This is a genomic window from Pseudonocardia adelaidensis, assembly GCF_039543345.1.
Taxonomy (GTDB): Bacteria; Actinomycetota; Actinomycetes; order Mycobacteriales; family Pseudonocardiaceae; genus Pseudonocardia; species Pseudonocardia adelaidensis.
The window spans coordinates 95,716-112,170 of record NZ_BAABJO010000023.1 but is presented as its reverse complement, the minus strand read 5'-3'; the positions used below and the strand labels follow the sequence as shown (position 1 = coordinate 112,170).

At 74.1% G+C, this 16,455-nt stretch carries 17 protein-coding genes; 7 read left to right on the top strand and 10 right to left on the bottom strand.

From position 1 onward, the window contains the following. Positions 1-36: 36 nt before the first annotated feature. The 10 genes from ABEA81_RS27210 to hrcA all read right to left on the bottom strand — a co-directional run bounded on the left by ABEA81_RS27210 (position 37) and on the right by hrcA (position 8,664). Complete coding sequence (locus ABEA81_RS27210; RefSeq protein ID WP_345608476.1) at positions 37-672, bottom strand: DUF4232 domain-containing protein; 636 nt, start codon at positions 670-672, stop codon at positions 37-39. Positions 673-831: 159 nt separating this feature from the next. Beyond that, positions 832-2,457: a thiamine pyrophosphate-binding protein gene (locus ABEA81_RS27205; protein ID WP_345608474.1), complete on the bottom strand. Its 1,626-nt coding sequence runs from the start codon at positions 2,455-2,457 to the stop codon at positions 832-834. Beyond that, entirely contained in the window at positions 2,457-3,221 is a 765-nt protein-coding gene (locus ABEA81_RS27200; RefSeq protein WP_345608472.1) for a cyclase family protein, read from the bottom strand. The genes ABEA81_RS27205 and ABEA81_RS27200 overlap by 1 nt, the downstream gene beginning before the upstream one ends. A gap of 75 nt (positions 3,222-3,296) precedes the next feature. Next, complete coding sequence (locus ABEA81_RS27195; RefSeq protein WP_345608469.1) at positions 3,297-3,719, bottom strand: type II toxin-antitoxin system VapC family toxin; 423 nt, start codon at positions 3,717-3,719, stop codon at positions 3,297-3,299. 3 nt (positions 3,720-3,722) lie between these two features. Beyond that, positions 3,723-3,929: a hypothetical protein gene (locus ABEA81_RS27190; RefSeq protein ID WP_345608467.1), complete on the bottom strand. Its 207-nt coding sequence runs from the start codon at positions 3,927-3,929 to the stop codon at positions 3,723-3,725. Between the two features lie 64 nt (positions 3,930-3,993). Further along, positions 3,994-4,743: an alpha/beta hydrolase family protein gene (locus ABEA81_RS27185; RefSeq protein WP_345608465.1), complete on the bottom strand. Its 750-nt coding sequence runs from the start codon at positions 4,741-4,743 to the stop codon at positions 3,994-3,996. A gap of 189 nt (positions 4,744-4,932) precedes the next feature. After that, entirely contained in the window at positions 4,933-5,670 is a 738-nt protein-coding gene (locus ABEA81_RS27180) for a 16S rRNA (uracil(1498)-N(3))-methyltransferase (protein ID WP_345608463.1), read from the bottom strand. Next, the gene (locus ABEA81_RS27175; protein ID WP_345608461.1) at positions 5,667-6,431 is read right to left on the bottom strand and encodes an alpha/beta fold hydrolase; all 765 of its coding nucleotides are present in this window, start codon (positions 6,429-6,431) and stop codon (positions 5,667-5,669) included. The genes ABEA81_RS27180 and ABEA81_RS27175 overlap by 4 nt, the downstream gene beginning before the upstream one ends. Then, on the bottom strand, positions 6,428-7,582 hold the full coding sequence (gene dnaJ / locus ABEA81_RS27170) for a molecular chaperone DnaJ (protein ID WP_345608543.1): 1,155 nt from the start codon (positions 7,580-7,582) through the stop codon (positions 6,428-6,430). The genes ABEA81_RS27175 and dnaJ overlap by 4 nt, the downstream gene beginning before the upstream one ends. Positions 7,583-7,644: 62 nt before the next feature. Beyond that, the gene (hrcA, locus tag ABEA81_RS27165; RefSeq protein ID WP_345608459.1) at positions 7,645-8,664 is read right to left on the bottom strand and encodes a heat-inducible transcriptional repressor HrcA; all 1,020 of its coding nucleotides are present in this window, start codon (positions 8,662-8,664) and stop codon (positions 7,645-7,647) included. Between the two features lie 87 nt (positions 8,665-8,751). On the opposite strand from hrcA, the gene ABEA81_RS27160 reads away from it, so the two are divergent. From ABEA81_RS27160 to fdhD, 7 genes are read left to right on the top strand one after another with little or no spacing between them, the layout of a single operon-like run. After that, a complete protein-coding gene (locus ABEA81_RS27160; RefSeq protein ID WP_345608457.1) occupies positions 8,752-9,321 on the top strand; it encodes an ASCH domain-containing protein in 570 nt (189 codons plus the stop codon). A 54-nt stretch (positions 9,322-9,375) separates the two neighbouring features. Continuing rightward, entirely contained in the window at positions 9,376-9,879 is a 504-nt protein-coding gene (locus tag ABEA81_RS27155; protein ID WP_345608455.1) for an NAD(P)H-dependent oxidoreductase subunit E, read from the top strand. Next, positions 9,876-11,387 carry a formate dehydrogenase beta subunit gene (locus ABEA81_RS27150; RefSeq protein ID WP_345608453.1) on the top strand — a complete coding sequence of 504 codons (1,512 nt, stop codon included), beginning with the start codon at positions 9,876-9,878 and terminating at the stop codon, positions 11,385-11,387. Before ABEA81_RS27155 ends, ABEA81_RS27150 begins: the two co-directional genes overlap by 4 nt. Then, positions 11,384-14,206: a formate dehydrogenase subunit alpha gene (fdhF, locus tag ABEA81_RS27145; protein WP_345608451.1), complete on the top strand. Its 2,823-nt coding sequence runs from the start codon at positions 11,384-11,386 to the stop codon at positions 14,204-14,206. The genes ABEA81_RS27150 and fdhF overlap by 4 nt, the downstream gene beginning before the upstream one ends. After that, a complete protein-coding gene (locus ABEA81_RS27140; RefSeq protein WP_345608449.1) occupies positions 14,207-14,431 on the top strand; it encodes a formate dehydrogenase subunit delta in 225 nt (74 codons plus the stop codon). Beyond that, the gene (locus ABEA81_RS27135; RefSeq protein WP_345608447.1) at positions 14,428-15,621 is read left to right on the top strand and encodes a molybdopterin molybdotransferase MoeA; all 1,194 of its coding nucleotides are present in this window, start codon (positions 14,428-14,430) and stop codon (positions 15,619-15,621) included. The genes ABEA81_RS27140 and ABEA81_RS27135 overlap by 4 nt, the downstream gene beginning before the upstream one ends. Then, complete coding sequence (gene fdhD, locus ABEA81_RS27130) at positions 15,609-16,448, top strand: formate dehydrogenase accessory sulfurtransferase FdhD (RefSeq protein ID WP_345608445.1); 840 nt, start codon at positions 15,609-15,611, stop codon at positions 16,446-16,448. Before ABEA81_RS27135 ends, fdhD begins: the two co-directional genes overlap by 13 nt. Positions 16,449-16,455: the final 7 nt, after the last annotated feature.

Here is a 16,455-nt window from a genome sequence, read left to right as displayed (position 1 = left end):
TTCGCCACCGGAGTCACGGATGGTCAGCGTCCACCGTCACCCGGCGTAGAAGGCGCTGCCGTCCAGCCGGCCGCCGTCGCAGACCGGCCCGAGGTCCCAGATCACGGAGAACGGCGAGGTCTCGTCCGGAGGGATCACGCGGAGCTGACTGGCCGGCACCTGGCACGGCTCGTCCACCGGCTCGTCGCCGGTGGGCACCACGGTCCACCTCAGGTCCTTCCGGGCGCTCGACCCGGGCAGCAGCCGCACGAGGGCCGGCGCGGGGTCGGGCAGCCGGGTCAACCTGGTCGGGATCGGCACGCCGCTCGCGGTGTAGAGCTCGGCGCCGCCGTAGCCGTAGAGCGTGCAGGTGTTGGTCGACGTGTTCGTCACCACGAGCGTCGCCGCGCGGTGCCCGGCCCCCGGGTCACCCGGCTCCATCCGGCCCTCGAGCTGGGCGGGCGCGCACCGCGGGTCGCTGGTGACGACGTCCGGCGGCCTCTCCTCCCCGCCCCCGGCGGGTGCCGGGGCCGCGGGCGATGCGGGCGCGGGTGCCGCGGTGGACGCCGCGGTGGCCGGTACCGCGGTCGTCTCCCCCACGCCCGTGGGTTGGGACGGCCCGGCGCACCCCACGAGCAGCCCCACCCCCGCCAGCAGAACACCCGCTGTCGCCGCGATCCGCGATCCGTCCATGATCTCTTCCCCTGCCGACGACTCCACCGTGCAGGGAAGACGCTCGGCCGGGGGTCGTGGTTGCCACACCGCAGCTCCGCACGACTCCACAGACCCGGCCCGGACTCCACACAGGGCGGGCCTTGTGCGAAGCCCGGGCTCGGTGTGTGAAGTCGTTCGTCAATGGCCCCGGAACGCCTCCGCGAGCCACCAGGAGCCGCCGTCGGAGGCGATCCGGGCGTGTACCAGCAGCGGCGCGTCCCGCGGCCCGGCCACCCAGCGCGCGACCGCGTCGAGGTCGGCCTGCCCGTTCACGGTGATGGCCTCGAAGCCGTAGCCCCGGCCGATGGCGGCGATGTCGGTGTCCGGGAAGGCGACGGTGGTGTGGTCCTCGCCGGTGAAGTGGTGCACCTCGGCGCCGTAGCCACGGTCGTCGTACACCACGACCACCATCGGGAGGCCCAGCCGCACCACCGTCTCCAGCTCGGCCGCCGCCATCAGCGCACCGCCGTCGCCCAGCGCCGCGACCGCGAGCCGGTCCGGCCTGGCGCACGCCGCACCGATCGCGGTGGCGAGGCCCAACCCGATCGACTGGAAGCCCTGGGTGAGGCAGTAGCCGTGCTCGTCGGGCACCCGGAGGTAGGCGCTGGGGTAGCCCATGAAGTTCCCCGAGTCGACGGCCACGGTCCGCTCGGCGGGCAACAGGTCGTCGAGGGCGGTGGACAGCGTGCGGGGGTCGATGCCGTCGGGCCCGCCCAGGTCCTTGTACGGCTCGCTGCGCCAGCGGCCCCGCTCCGCGATCGCGGCTTCGACGCGCGGCGTGCGGTAGCCGGTGCGGGGGCCGTCGAGTGCGGCCAGCACGTCCACGGCGGTGGCCGCCGCGTCGCCGAGCACGCCCAGGTGAACCGGCCGGTTCGCACCGATCGCGTCGGCGTCGAGGTCGACCTGCACGACCGTGGCGTCGGGACCGATGAGCGCCCCGTGGCGCATCGTCCACATGTTGAGCGCGCAGCCCCACCCGACGACGAGGTCGGCGCCGGAGATCAACTCTGCCGCGAGGGGGGTGGCGAAGCCGCCGGAGATCCCGAGCGACCACGGGTCGTCGGCGAAGAGCCCGGCCGCCACGGCGGACGTGGCCAGCAACGCGCCGGACGCGGCCGCGAGCTCCCGCAGCGGGTCACCGGCACCGCGGGCTCCGCGGCCCGCGACGAAGACGGGCCGTTCCGCCGCCGCGATCAGCCGGGCGAGCGCCTCGACCGCCTCCGCGCCGGGGCGGACCGGCGCGAGCGGCCGCACGGCGGGCACCGGCCCGGCGTCCGCGGGCTGTTCCTGCACGTCGAGCGGCAGGTTGAGCACCACGGTCCGGCGTTGCTCCACGACCGTGCGGTAGGCGCGGACGACGTCGGCGAGCGCCGAACCGGGCGAGTGCACGCGCTCGGGCACCGCGCCCACCGAGCGGGCGAGCGCGTCCTGGTCGATCCGGAAGTTCGAGCGGACCGCCGCCGCGCCGGTGTCGGCGGCGAGCACCAGCATCGGGGTGCGGCTCTTGGCGGCCTCGGTGATCCCCGTCAGCGCGTTGGTGAGCCCGCAGCCCTGGTGCACCGAGAGCACGCCGACGCGCCCGCTCGTGCGGGCGTAGGCATCGGCCATCGTGGCGGCGCCGCCCTCGTGCCGCGCCGCGACGTAGGGCACACCACCGTCGCGCAGCGCATTCGTCACGTGGAAGTTGCCGCTGCCCACCACCCCGAACGCGTGCCCGACGCCCAGCTCTGCGAGCGCCCGCCCGACGAGCTCGGCGACCGTCATCAGGGCCGCTCCACCAGTGCGAGGACTCGAGCCGGGCTGCCCGAGCCGCCGACGATCGGCAGCGGACCGGCCACCACCACGGCCCCGGTGGGCGGGAGCTGGGCCAGGTTCTGCAGCTGGGTGAGCCCGTACTTGCCCGCGCCCAGCAGGAAGCTGTGGCAGGGGAACGGCGGGTCGAAGCCGTGCGCCGCGCCCGCGTCGGTGCCGACCGTCTCCACGCCGAGCCCCATGATCGGCGTCTCCTCGGCGAGCCACTTCGCGCACTCGACCGAGATCCCCGGCGTCGCGCCCGCGTTCAGGAACGCGTCGGCGTCCGCGCTGCGCGCGTCCCACCCGGTGCGGTAGAGCAGCCACCCGCCCTCGGGCAGCGGCCCGTGTTCCTTCTCCCAGGTCCGCACGTGCTCGATCTCGAGCAGGAGGTCGGGGTTCGCGGCGGCCTGGTCGGCGAAGTCGAGCACCACGGCAGGCGCGAGCAGCTTCTGCGGCGCGACCTGCGCGATGTTCTCCCCGTCCTTCGCGGTGACCCAGTGGACCGGCGCGTCGAAGTGGGTGCCGGTGTGCTCGGAGGTATGGATGTCGTTCCAGTACCAGGCGGGGCCGCGGTCGTCGTAGCGGCTGATCTCGGAGAGCCCGAACGGCGACGCGTTGGCGAACGGCGGGGGGAGCTGCAGCACCGGGGTGTCGGCCTGCAGCTGCGCGGTCAGGTCGACGACCTCGACGGTGCGGTCGCGCAGCGCCGCGAGCAGGTCGGAGAGCACGGACACGGGGGCCTCCCAAGACTCAGGCGGGCGGTTGGCTTCGGCCCAAACCTATGGGATGCGGCGCATGTCTGGCTCCTGTCAGAGTTCGACGGGCAAGAGCGTGAGCGCATCGACGTGCGCCGGCCGCACCACGGAGAAGTGGCGCCGGTCGACCGTCGCCACTTGGTCCACGCCGAGGCGCTCGGCCAGGGCGACGACCGACGCATCCGTGCCGCCGAGACGTAGCTCGGCGTAGCGGCGAACGAGCACCGCCATCCGGGCGAGATCGGCGGGCAGGAGCTCTGCCGGTGCGAAGGATCCACCTGGCTTCAGCCCGTCGAGGAACGCGGCCTCTGCCTCATGGCCCAGATGCCCACCGATCAGGTAGCACGCCTCGGCAACGACGAGCGGCGGTACGAGCAGTGGCGGCCGGGCCGAGATCAACCAGCGCAGGCATGCCGCATGATGCGCATCGCGCCGGTCCGCGAGTGCGTAAAGCACGCCAGTATCAACGATGACCACCGGTCAGCTGCGCCCGAAGCCATCCCCGAGCAGATCATCGACGCGCTCGGACACATCGGTCCGACCGCTGTCACCGATCCCGACGAATGCCGGCAGCGGGCGCCGCCGCGCAGGAAGCAGGTAGAGCTGCGTGGCCAGTTCGAGCAGCTCGGCCGCCTCGTCGTCCGGCAGCTGTTCGACGAGCTCGATGAGCTTGTCCTTGCTGGTCATGCGCGAATGCTACCGGTGAGACGCACATCGTCGCGCACGATCGACCAACCTGGCTCGGGCTCCGTCACCCGAGCAGCCGCTCCACCCCGTCCCGGCAGGCCTTCCACGCCTCGGTGGCCGGGTCGATCACCGCGAAGTGGTCGGCGCCGGGGAGGGTCACCAGCTCGGCCTCGTCGCCTGCCGCTGCCACGAACCGCTCGCTCTGCCGGATCGGCACGTTCACGTCCGACGTGCCGTGCACGCACACCACGCGGACGCCGATCGGCAGCCGCTCCACCGGCGAGGCGAGGGCGTACCGCTCGGGCACGTCGTCCGGGCCTCCACCGAGCAGGTCGGTCGCCGCGCCGTTGCCCACCCCGCGCCGCTCGGCGTCGGCCAGGTCGAGCACGCCGGCCTGGCTGACCACCCCGGAGAGGCGGACGGCGGGGGCCGCGCCCGGGGCGTCCGGCGGCAGGCCGGGGCGCGCCGCGAGCCAGGTGGCGAGGTGCCCGCCCGCCGAGTGCCCGACGGCGACGACCCGGTCCAGCGGCAGGTCCCGGCCGGCGAGCAGGTCGAGCGCCGCGGCGACGTCCTCGAACGTCGCAGGCCATCCGCCCTCCCCGCCCACGCGCCGGTACTCGATGTTCCAGGCCGCGTACCCGGCCGCGACGAGGTCGGCGGCGAGCGGCCTGCCGAGCTCGAGGCCGAAGCGCTGCCGCCAGAACCCGCCGTGCACCACCACGACGACGGCGCGCGGTTCGCCCGCCGGGAGGGCGAGCTCGCCGAACTGGCTGGGGTGGTCGCCGTAGGCGATCCGGATCGAGTCGGCCGGCACGGGGCGAGCATGACACGTTGGTTGCCACGCCGCGGCGGACGTGGGGGGTACGCCCACCGCGGCGTGGCTCCGCCGGCTGGGGGAACCTCGCCGACGGCCCCGTGGGTGCGAACACCCGCGGCACGGAACCGGAACCGTACATCCGCCACTACCTGGGAGAACCCGGTCTCACCCTTATGACGAGGGATGTCACCCCCAGCGCGTGGTGAGCACCCCCAAAGCGCCCAGCGCCACGGCCGCCGCGGTGGATGCGCGCAGCACCTCCGGGCCCAGCCGCACCGGGTGCGCACCGGCGGCGACCAGCGCGTCGATCTCGGCGTCGGTGACGCCGCCCTCCGGCCCGACCACGAGCAGCAGCTCGCCCCCGGCGGGCAACGACACGTCGGCGAGCCGTTCGGAGGCCTCCTCGTGCAGCACGATCGCCAGGTCCACTGCGGCGACCCGGCGGGCGAGTGCCGCCGTGCCGAGCGGCTCCTCGACGACCGGTAGCCACGGCCTGCGGGCCTGCTTCGCCGCCTCGCGCACCGTGCTGCGCCAGCGCGCGAGCGCCTTCTCCCCGCGCGGCCCCTCCTCCCAGCGGGCGATGCAGCGGGCGGCGCGCCACGGCAGGATCCCGTCCACGCCCGCCTCGGTGGCGAGCTCGACGGCCAGCTCGCCGCGGTCGCCCTTCACGAGGGCCTGGGCCAGCAGCACCCGGGGAGCGGGCGGCTCGGCGTCGGTCCGCCCGGTGATCGTGAGATCGACGGTGTCGCGCCCGGTGGCGTCGACCACGGCGTGCGCGAGCCCGCCCCGGCCGTCGGACAGGAGCACGGCCTCGCCGGCCCGCAGCCGCTTTACGGTGGCCGCGTGCCGGCCTTCCGGCCCGTCCAGCCGGGCCGGGCCCGCCGCCGGCAGGGGCTCGAGCAGGAACAGGGGCGCGGTGGTCACGCGCGTCGGATGGGCGCCAGAGTCGGCGCCGGGTCCGTGGTGAGGAAGTCCAGCGCGAGCCGCGTGACCAGCGCCGGCTTCTCCATGGGCAGCAGGTGGGAGGTGCCGGGCACGACGGCCAGCTCGGCGCGCGGTAGCGACCGGTACATCTCGATCGTGTGCTCCAGGGTCACGGCGTCGTCGTCGCCGGACATGACGAGGGTGCGCGCGGCCACCCCGGCGAGCTGCTCGGCCGTGAGCGTCGGCCCGGTGAGCGCGTTCTCGATGCCCTTCGCCGCGACCACCGCGAAGTGGTCCGCGCCGTCCGGGGACTGCTCGGCGTACATCGCGGCCAGCGGGGTGGCCTGCAGCTCGGCCACCGCGTCCGGCCCGTGGAAGAAGGCGGGCAGCAGGCCGCTCCGGTGGAACTGGCCGCTGATCAGCACCATCCGCCGCACGAGGTCGGGGCGGGACAGCGCCGCGAGCAGGGCGGTGATCGCGCCGTCGCTGAAGCCGACGAGATGGGCCGGCCCACCGACCACCTCGTCGAGGAACGCGACCGTGTCGGCGGCGTAGATCTCGTAGGTGAACGGGCCCGGGACGTCGGGGGTGTGCCCGTGCCCGCGCCGGTCGGGTGTGAAGACGTGGAACCGCGCCGCGTACGCGTCGCACACGGGCGCGAACTCGCGCGAGCTCGAGAACCCGCCGTGCAGGTAGACCAGCGGATCCCCGGCGCCGTACTCGGCGTACCAGGTGGGCAGCCCGCCGACGGTGACGGTCATCGACCGAACGAGTCGCGCAGCCGCGAGAAGATCCCGTGCCCGTTGCGGTTGCCGCCCGCGAGGTCCGGCTGCTCCTCGCCGCGCAGCGCAGCGAGCTGGCGCAGCAGCTCGGTCTGCTTGGCGTCGAGCTTGGTGGGCACGGCGACGTCGACGTGCACCATCAGGTCGCCGTGGCCGTCGACGCGGCCGGTGGAACGCAGCCGCGGCATGCCCTTGCCGCGCAGCGTGCGCACGGTGCCGGACTGGGTGCCCGGCTCCAGGTGCAGCTCCTCGGTGCCGTCGAGGGTGGGCAGCGGCAGCGTGGTGCCGAGCGCCGCGGCCGTCATCGGCAGCTGCACGGTGCAGTGCAGGTCGGCGCCGTCACGCGTGAACAGGTCGTGCGGCTCCTCCTCGACCTCCACGTAGAGGTCGCCCGCGGGGCCGCCGCCGGGGCCGACCTCGCCCTGCCCGGCCAGCCGGACCCGCATGCCGTCGGCCACCCCCGGGGGGATGCGCACGCCGACGGTGCGCCGCGAGCGGACGCGTCCGTCGCCGCCGCACTGCCGGCACGGCTCGGGGATGACCTCGCCGAAGCCGCGGCAGTTGGGGCAGGGCCGCGACGTGACGACCTGGCCGAGGAACGAGCGCTGCACGCTCTGCACCTCGCCCCGCCCGTTGCAGATGTCGCACATCGTGGGCGCGCTGCCCGGTGCGCAGCCCGACCCCGTGCACTCGCTGCAGAGCACGGCGGTGTCGACGGTCAGGTCGCGGGTGACGCCACTCGCGCACTCCTCGAGGGTGAGCCGCATGCGGATCAGGGCGTCACCACCCGGCTGCACCCGGCTGCGCGGACCCCGCCCCCGGCCGCCGCCCTGGCCGCCGAAGAACGCGTCCATGATGTCGCCGAAGCCGAACGCGCTGAACGGGTCGGCCGCGCCGGCCCCGCCCCCGCCGTTGCCCAGCGGGTCGCCGCCGAGGTCGACGATCCGGCGCTTCTCCGGATCGGACAGCACCTCGTACGCGGCGCTGACCTCGCGGAAGCGCTCCTGCGCCGCCGGATCCGGGTTCACATCGGGGTGCAGTTCACGCGCCAATTTGCGGTAGGCCCGCTTGATCTCGTCGGGGCCGGCGTCTGGCGTGACGCCCAGTGTCCCGTAGTAGTCCCGTACCACGTGCGCGTTCCCCATGGTCCTTCTCGATCAGTACTGCTCCGGATGCGGCTCGTCGCCGCGCGTCAGCGTCCAGCCAGGATCTCACCTACGTACCGGGCCACCGCGTGCACCGCCGCGATCGATCCGGGGTAATCCATCCTCGTGGGCCCGAGGACACCCATACCACCGAGCACGGTCCCCGGCCCGTAGCCGATGGACACCACGGACGTGTCGCGCATCTCCTCGGCCTCGTTCTCCTCGCCGATGCTCACCGTGACCGTGTTCGGCTCCCGCGCCGTCGCCAGCAGCCTGAGCACCACCACCTGCTCCTCGAGGGCCTCGAGCACCTGGCGGAGCGAGTGCGGGAAGTCGGCGACGCTGCGGGTGAGGTTGGCCGTGCCGCCCAGCAGCAGTCGCTCCTCGGGGTGCTCGACGAGCGTCTCGATCAGCACCGTGGACACCGCGATGACGACGTCACGCAGCTCGGCGGGCGCGCTGTGGGGCAGCTCGGCGACAGCGGCGGATGCCACCGCGAGCGGGCGGCCGACCAGCGCCCCGTTGACGAGGGTGCGCAGCTGCGCCACGGCGTCGTCGGTGACCACGTCGCCGAGGTCGACGACCCGCTGGTCGACGCGGCCGCTGTCGGTGATGAGCACCAGCATCAGCCGGGCAGGCGTGAGCATGACGATCTCGCAGTGCCGCACCGTGGAGCGGGTGAGCGTGGGGTACTGCACCACCGCGACCTGCCGGGTGAGCTGGGCGAGCAGCCGCACGCTGCGCCGCAGCACGTCGTCGAGGTCGACGGCGCCGTCCAGGAACGCCTGCACGGCGCGCCGCTCCGCCGCCGACAGCGGCTTGACCTGCGCCAGCCGGTCGACGAACAGGCGGTAGCCCTTGTCGGTGGGCACGCGTCCCGCGCTGGTGTGCGGCTGGGCGATCAACCCGTCCTCCTCGAGAACGGCCATGTCGTTGCGCACGGTGGCGCTGGAGACGCCCAGGTTGTGGCGCTCGACGATCATCTTGGAACCCACGGGCTCGTGGGTGGCGACGTAGTCCGCAACGATCGCTCGCAGTACGGCGAAGCGGCGCTCGTCGGCGTTCACGGCAGCGCTCCTCCCGGCGATGGTTCATGGGGCTTCTCCCCAGTCTATGTGTTCTGCACAGACGGGACCGCAGGCACGATGTGACGTGTGCTGATCCGCCGCCCCGTCCTCGACGCCATCGCCGCCGGGAGCGTCACGTGCGTGTTCCGGCGCTGGGACCGGCCGCGCGTCCGCGTCGGCGGCACGCAGCGCACGGCGGTCGGCGTCCTGGAGTTCACCTCGGTCGAGCCGGTCGAGGAGGCCGGCCTGACGCCCGGGGACGCCCGCGCCGCCGGGTTCGCCGACCTCGCGGCGCTGCAGCGGGCGCAGCGCGGCGACGGGCAGCTGTACCGGGTCGGGGTGCGGCTGGCCGGGCCGGACCCGCGGGTGGCGCTCCGGGCGAAGCGGCGGCTGTCGCGGGCCGACCGCGCCGAGATCGACGCGCGGCTGGCGCGGATGGACCGCGGATCGCCCCACGGGCCGTGGACCGCGGCGGTGCTCGAGCTGATCGCGGAGAACCCGGGCGTCCGAGCCCCCGACCTGGCCGTCCGGATGGGGCGCGAGACGCTGCCGTTCAAGCGCGACGTCCGCAAGCTCAAGGAGCTGGGGCTGACGGAGAGCCTGGAGGTCGGCTACCGGCTCTCCCCGCGCGGGCGGGCCTACCGGCGGACTCGATAACCGCCTTCTATCACGGGATCACGAAGTTTGTTTTGACCTGTCCTAGGTCAGAGCGTGACTGTCTACAGTATGAAGACCGATGTCCCCGGCCCCGCGGCGTTGCGGATCGACCGGGTGCGGGCGATCGCCACGCGCCTGCGGGAGCTGCGCGGCCCCCTGCTGCCGGTCCTGCACGCCGTGCAGCACGAACTGGGCCACGTCGACGCGGCGGACGTACCGGTGATCGCCGACGTGCTCAACATCGCCGTGGCCGAGGTGCACGGCGTCGTCACGTTCTACCGCGACTTCCGGCGCGAACCCGGCGGGCACGCCGCCGTGCGGATCTGCCAGGCGGAGGCCTGCCAGGCGGTCGGGGCGGAGGCGCTCGGCGCGCACGCCCGCCGCCGGCTCGGTGTCGGCTTCGGCGAAACCACCTCGGACGGCGCGGTCTCCCTCGACGAGGTGTTCTGCCTCGGCAACTGCGCCCTCGGCCCCGCGGTGCAGGTCGACGGCAGGCTGCACGGCCGGGTGAGCCCCGCCCGCCTCGACGCGCTGCTGGGGGAGGTGGCGGGCGCATGACGACGGTGTTCGTGCCGCGCGACTCCGCGGCCCGCTCCGTGGGGGCCGACGCCGTCGCCGAGCGGATCGCCGCCACCGGCCGGGACGTCGAGGTCGTCCGCACCGGCTCGCGCGGCATGCTCTGGCTGGAACCCCTCGTCGAGGTCGAGACCCCGGCGGGCCGGGTGGGCTACGGGCCGGTGGCCCCCGAGGACGTCGACGGGCTGGTCGCCGCGGGGCTCCTCGACGGGCGGGGCGAGAGCCTGGGTCTGGTCGAGGACCTCCCGTGGATGCGCCGGCAGCAGCGCGTGACGTTCGCGCGCGTCGGGGTCGTCGACCCGCTCTCGCCCGGCGACTACGAGGCCCACGGCGGCCTCGCCGGGCTCCGGGCGGCGCTGCGGACCAGCCCGACGGCCGTGGTCGAGGCCGTCGTCGAGTCGGGGCTGCGCGGCCGCGGAGGCGCCGGCTTCCCCACCGGGATCAAGTGGCGCACCGTGCTCGGTGCCGAGTCGGACCTGAAGTTCGTCTGCTGCAACGCCGACGAGGGCGACTCCGGAACGTTCGCCGACCGGATGCTCATCGAGGGCGACCCGTTCACCCTCATCGAGGGCATGACGATCGCGGCGCACGCCGTCGGCGCGACCGAGGGCTACGTCTACCTGCGCTCCGAGTACCCCGACGCGATCGAGACCCTCACCGCGGCCATCGAGGCCGCCCGGGAACTCGGCTGGCTCGGCGAGCGGATCCTCGGCTCGGACCTGACCTTCGACCTGCACGTCCGGGTCGGGGCGGGCGCCTACATCTGCGGCGAGGAGACCTCGATGCTGGAGAGCCTCGAGGGCAAGCGCGGCCAGGTCCGGGCCAAACCGCCCATCCCGGCCCTCGAAGGGCTCTTCGGCCGCCCGACCGTCGTCAACAACGTGCTCTCGCTCGCCTCGGTGCCGGCGATCCTCGCCGACGGCGCGGCGTCCTACGCCGCGCTGGGCGTCGGGCGCTCGCGCGGCACCAGCGTCTTCCAGCTCGGCGGCAACATCGCGCGCGGCGGGATCGTCGAGACCGCGTTCGGGATCACCCTCGGCGAGCTGGTGAACGACCTCGGCGGCGGCACCGCGTCCGGCCGGCCGGCCCGCGCCGTGCAGGTGGGTGGCCCGCTCGGGGCGTACCTGCCGGTGGAGAGGTTCGACCTGCCGATGGACTACGAGGCGTTCGCCGAGGCCGGGGCGATGCTCGGGCACGGCGGGATCGTCGTCTTCGACGACACGGTCGACATGGCCGCGATGGCCCGCTTCGCCTTCTCCTTCTGCGCGGAGGAGTCGTGTGGGAAGTGCACCCCGTGCCGGGTGGGCGCGGTCCGGGGCGTCGAGACGATCGACCGCATCCGCACCGGCCAGGACCGGGAGAAGAACCTCGTGCTGCTCGAGGACCTGTGCGAGCTGATGACCGACGGGTCGCTCTGCGCCATGGGCGGGCTGACCCCAATGCCCGTGCGCAGCGCGGTGCGCCACTTCGGGGAGGACTTCGAAAAATGAGCCTGCTCAAGGAACCCGACTACGGGACGCCGGCCCGCGAGGGCGCGGCCACGGTCGAGGTCACGATCGACGGGGTCGCGGTCACCGTGCCGCCCGGCACGTCCGTCATGCGCGCGGCCAAGCAGGCCGGCCTCGACATCCCGAAGCTGTGCGCCACCGACTCGCTCGAGGCGTTCGGTTCGTGCCGCCTCTGCGTCGTCGAGATCGACGGGGCGCGCGGCACGCCCGCCTCGTGCACCACCCCGGTCGCCCCGGGGATGGTGGTCCGCACCCAGACCGAGAAGCTCGGCAAGCTGCGCCGCGGGGTCATGGAGCTCTACATCTCCGACCACCCGCTCGACTGCCTCACCTGCTCGGCCAACGGCGACTGCGAGCTGCAGGACATGGCCGGCGTCACCGGGCTGCGCGAGGTGCGCTACGGCTCGGGCGTGGACGCCGGCGCGAACCACATGGACCTGCTCAAGGACACCTCGAACCCCTACTTCGACTTCGACGCGTCCAAGTGCATCGCCTGCTCGCGCTGCGTCCGGGCCTGTGACGAGGTGCAGGGCACGATCGCGCTGACGATCGAGGGCCGCGGGTTCGACTCCAAGGTCGCCGCGGGCGCGGGCGTGCCGTTCATGGAGTCCGACTGCGTCTCCTGCGGCGCGTGCGTCCAGGCCTGCCCCACCGCCACGCTGCAGGAGAAGTCGGTCGTCGAGCTCGGGATGCCGACCCGCAGCGTGATCACCACCTGCGCGTACTGCGGCGTCGGCTGTTCGTTCAAGGCGGAGCTGCGCGGCGACGAGCTCGTGCGGATGGTGCCGTACAAGGACGGCGGCGCCAACGAGGGCCACTCCTGCGTCAAGGGCCGGTTCGCGTTCGGCTACGCGAACCACCCGGACCGGGTCATGAAGCCGATGCTGCGCGAGTCGATCGCCGACGAGTGGCGCGAGGTCTCGTGGGAGGAGGCCATCGGGTTCACCGCGCGCAGGCTGCGCGAGATCCAGGCCGAGCACGGTGCCGGATCGATCGGCGCCATCACCTCGTCCCGCACCACGAACGAGGAGGTCTACGCCGTCCAGAAGATGGTGCGGGCCGTCTTCGGCAACAACAACGTCGACACCTGCGCCCGGGTGTGCCACTCCCCCACCGGCTACGGGCTCAAGCAGACCTTCGGCACGTCCGCCGGGACCCAGGACTTCAAGTCCGTCGGGAAGGCCGACGTCATCCTGCTGATCGGGGCGAACCCGACCGACGCGCACCCGGTCTTCGCGTCGCGCATGAAGCGGCGGCTGCGGCAGGGCGCGAAGCTGATCGTCGTCGACCCGCGGCGGATCGACCTCGTCCGCACCCCGCACATCGAGGCCGCCCACCACCTCTCGCTGCGGCCCGGCACGAACGTCGCCGTCCTGAACGCGATGGCGCACGTGATCGTCACGGAGGGCCTCGTCGACCGCGGGTTCGTGGAGGAGCGCTGCGAGGAGGTGGCCGAGTGGGAGGCGTTCGTCGCCCGCCCGGAGCACAGCCCGGACGCCGTCGCCGAGATCACCGGCGTCCCCGCCGAGGAGCTGCGCGCGGCCGCCCGCCTCTACGCGGGGGCCGGCAACGGGGCCATCTACTACGGACTCGGCGTCACCGAGCACAGCCAGGGCTCCACCACCGTCATGGCGATGGCCAACCTCGCCATGGCCACCGGCAACATCGGCCGCGAGGGCGTCGGGGTCAACCCGCTGCGCGGGCAGAACAACGTGCAGGGGTCCTGCGACATGGGCTCGTTCCCGCACGAGCTGCCCGGCTACCGGCACGTGGGCGACGACGACGTCCGCGGCATCTACGAGCAGCTGTGGGGCACGCCGATCCTCGCCGAACCCGGCCTGCGCATCCCGAACATGTTCGACTCCGCCATCGACGGCAGCTTCCGGGCGCTGTTCGTGCAGGGCGAGGACATCGCCCAGTCCGACCCCAACACCCAGCACGTCCACGCCGCGCTCGCCGCGCTCGACCTCCTCGTCGTGCAGGACCTGTTCGTCAACGAGACGGCGAAGTTCGCGCACGTCCTGCTGCCGGGCACCTCGTTCCTGGAGAAGGACGGCACGTTCATCAACGCCGAGCGGCGGATCAACCGGGTGCGCCCGGTGATGGCGCCGCAGACCGGCAAGCAGGAGTGGGAGATCGTCTGCGAGATCGCGCAGGCGATGGGCTACCCGATGCACTACGACTCGGCCGCCCAGATCATGGACGAGATCGCGCTCACCACGCCGACGTTCGCCGGCGTGTCGTTCGCCCAGCTCGACCGGGTGGGCAGCGTGCAGTGGCCGTGCAACGACGCCGCACCGGACGGAACGCCGATCATGCACATGAACGGCTTCGTGCGGGGTAAGGGCAGGTTCATGGAGACGGTGTACGTGCCCACCACGGAGCGATCCACGCGGAAGTACCCGCTGATCCTCACCACGGGCCGGATCCTCACGCAGTACAACGTCGGCGCGCAGACGCGCCGCACGGCCAACGTCGCGTGGCACCCCGAGGACCTGCTCGAGCTCCACCCCCACGACGCCGAGGTGCGCGGTGTGAACGACGGCGACATGGTGGTGCTGTCCAGCCGGGTCGGCCGCACCACGCTGCGCGCGGTCCTCTCGGAGCGCATGCCGGTGGGGGTCTGCTACACGACGTTCCACCACCCGGTCACCGGCGCGAACGTGGTGACCACCGAGAACTCCGACTGGGCCACCAACTGCCCGGAGTACAAGGTCACGGCGGTGCAGGTGGCGGTCGCGCCGGAGCAGGCGGCGGTGCGCGAGGCGCTGCACGCACACCCCGTTGTGGCGGGCGAGTAGATGGACGGCTCATCCCCGCACGTCCGGCTGGCCAACGACGTCGCCGTGCACCTCGCGCACCTGGGGCCCGACGCGGCCGCCCGCGCCGTCGCCGACCACCTGCGCGCGTTCTGGGATCCCCGGATGCGCGCCGCGCTGCTCGCGCACCTCGCTGCGGGGGGCGACGGGCTCGACCCCGTCGCCCTGCGGGCCGCGGAGCTGCTCGACCCGGCGGCCGTGCCGTGACCAGCGCGCACGTCCGCCACCCGGCCGTCGACGCGGGCAGCCTCGCGTGGGACGCGGCCCGGGAGGTCGCGCACGCGGCGGCCACCGCGCTCCCGCCCCGCGAGGTCGGCATCGCGGACGCCGACGGCACGGTGCTCGCCGCCCCCCTCGTCGCGGTGACCGACCACCCGCCGGTGCCGCGCTCGGCGATGGACGGCTACGCGGTGCGCGGGGCTCCTCCGTGGACGATCCGGAGCGGCCCCGGCACCCTGGCCGATGGGGAGGCCTGCGCCGTCGTCACCGGGGCACCGTTGCCGGCCGGCGCCACCTCCGTGCTCGCCGACGAGGACGCGGTCCGGGACGGCACGCTGCTGCGCGGCGCGGCACCACCCGGGCGCCACGTCCGGCCCGCGGCCGAGGAGTGCGCGGCCGGCGAGGCCGTGCTGCCGGCCGGCGCCCGGGTGACCCCCGCGGTGCTCGGCCTCGCCGCCGCGCTCGGCCACGACCGGCTGCTCGTGCGGCCGCTTCCCCGCGTCGTCACGCTCGTCACCGGCAACGAGCTGGTCCGCTCGGGGCGGCCCGGCCCCGGCGAGGTCCGGGACGCGATCGGCCCGATGCTCCCCGGGTTGCTCGCGCGTGCCGGAGCCCGGCAGGACCCCGCACCGGTCGCGCTCCGGGACGGCCGCGAGCTCCTGCGCACCGCGCTGGCCACGGCGGCCGGGGAGTCGACCGACGTCGTACTGGTGTCGGGATCCTCCGCGTCCGGCCCCGCCGACCACCTGCGCGCCGTGCTCGCGGAGCTCCACGCCGACCTGCTCGTCGACGGCGTGCGGTGCCGGCCGGGACACCCGCAGGCACTGGCCCGGGTGGGCCACACCCTCGTGGTGGGCCTGCCGGGCAACCCGCTCGCCGCGCTGGCCGCGTTCCTGACCGTCGCCGTCCCCGCGCTGGCCGGGCTGCGCGGGGAGCCGCTCCCCGCCCTCATGGCGCTGCCGGTGCCGGGCGGGATCGGGCGGCACCCCCTGCACACGCGCCTGGTGCCGGTGGTCGTCGAGCCGTCCGGCGCCGTGCCGGTGGGCCACAGCGGCTCGGCGATGCTCCGCGGCGCGGCCGCCGCCGACGCCTTCGCGGTGGTAGACCCGGGACCGGCGGACGCGATCGCCGCCCGCCTCCTCCCCCTCGATCCCGGAGCACGCCCATGGGCCGTCTGATCGCCCGCCGTCCGGTACTGCGGCTCGGCCCCGAGGGCAGCACCCGGCGTGCGGATGCCCTCGCCGTCGAGGAGCCCCTCGAGCTGCGCATCGACGGCCGCGCCCTCGCCGTCACGATGCGGACGCCCGGCCACGACGTGGAGCTGGCGCACGGCTTCCTGCTGACCGAGGGCGTCATCGGCGCCGCCACCGACATCCGCGACGCCCGGTACTGCGGCTCGCTCGACGAGGACGGCCGCAACACCTACAACGTGCTCGACATCCGGCTCGCCGAGGGCGTACCACCGCCCGCCACGGGAGTGGAGCGCAACTTCTACACGACGTCCTCGTGCGGGGTGTGCGGCAAGGCGTCGCTCGACGCGGTGCGCCTGCGCACGCGGTACTCCCCCGCGGACGACCCGGTGCGGGTGGCGCCGGAGGTGCTCGCCACCCTGCCGGACGTCCTCCGGGAGCAGCAGCGCGTGTTCGACAGCACCGGCGGGCTGCACGCGGCGGGCCTGTTCACCGCGGCGGGCGAGCCGCTGGTAGTGCGCGAGGACGTCGGGCGGCACAACGCCGTCGACAAGGTGCTGGGCTGGGCCCTCATGCAGGGCCGGGTGCCGGCCCGGGGGTGCGTGCTCGTCGTGTCCGGGCGGGCGTCGTTCGAGCTGGCGCAGAAGGCCGTCATGGCCGGCGTTCCGGTGCTCGCCGCCGTCTCCGCCCCCTCCTCGCTGGCGGTCGAGCTCGCCGCCGAGACGGGACTCACCGTGGCCGGGTTCGTCCGCGACGGGCGGATGAACATCTACTGTCACGGGGAACGGTTGGCGCAGACCGCGCCCGTCTCGTGACTCCGGA

Bases quoted from the DNA above. Each gene is read 5' to 3' on its own strand.
- ABEA81_RS27210 (WP_345608476.1), bottom strand. From the start codon at position 672: ATGGACGGATCGCGGATCGCGGCGACAGCGGGTGTTCTGCTGGCGGGG.
- ABEA81_RS27205 (WP_345608474.1), bottom strand. From the start codon at position 2,457: ATGACGGTCGCCGAGCTCGTCGGGCGGGCGCTCGCAGAGCTGGGCGTC.
- ABEA81_RS27190 (WP_345608467.1), bottom strand. From the start codon at position 3,929: ATGACCAGCAAGGACAAGCTCATCGAGCTCGTCGAACAGCTGCCGGAC.
- ABEA81_RS27175 (WP_345608461.1), bottom strand. From the start codon at position 6,431: ATGACCGTCACCGTCGGCGGGCTGCCCACCTGGTACGCCGAGTACGGC.
- ABEA81_RS27150 (WP_345608453.1), top strand. From the start codon at position 9,876: ATGACGACGGTGTTCGTGCCGCGCGACTCCGCGGCCCGCTCCGTGGGG.
- fdhF (WP_345608451.1), top strand. From the start codon at position 11,384: ATGAGCCTGCTCAAGGAACCCGACTACGGGACGCCGGCCCGCGAGGGC.
- ABEA81_RS27140 (WP_345608449.1), top strand. From the start codon at position 14,207: ATGGACGGCTCATCCCCGCACGTCCGGCTGGCCAACGACGTCGCCGTG.
- fdhD (WP_345608445.1), top strand. From the start codon at position 15,609: ATGGGCCGTCTGATCGCCCGCCGTCCGGTACTGCGGCTCGGCCCCGAG.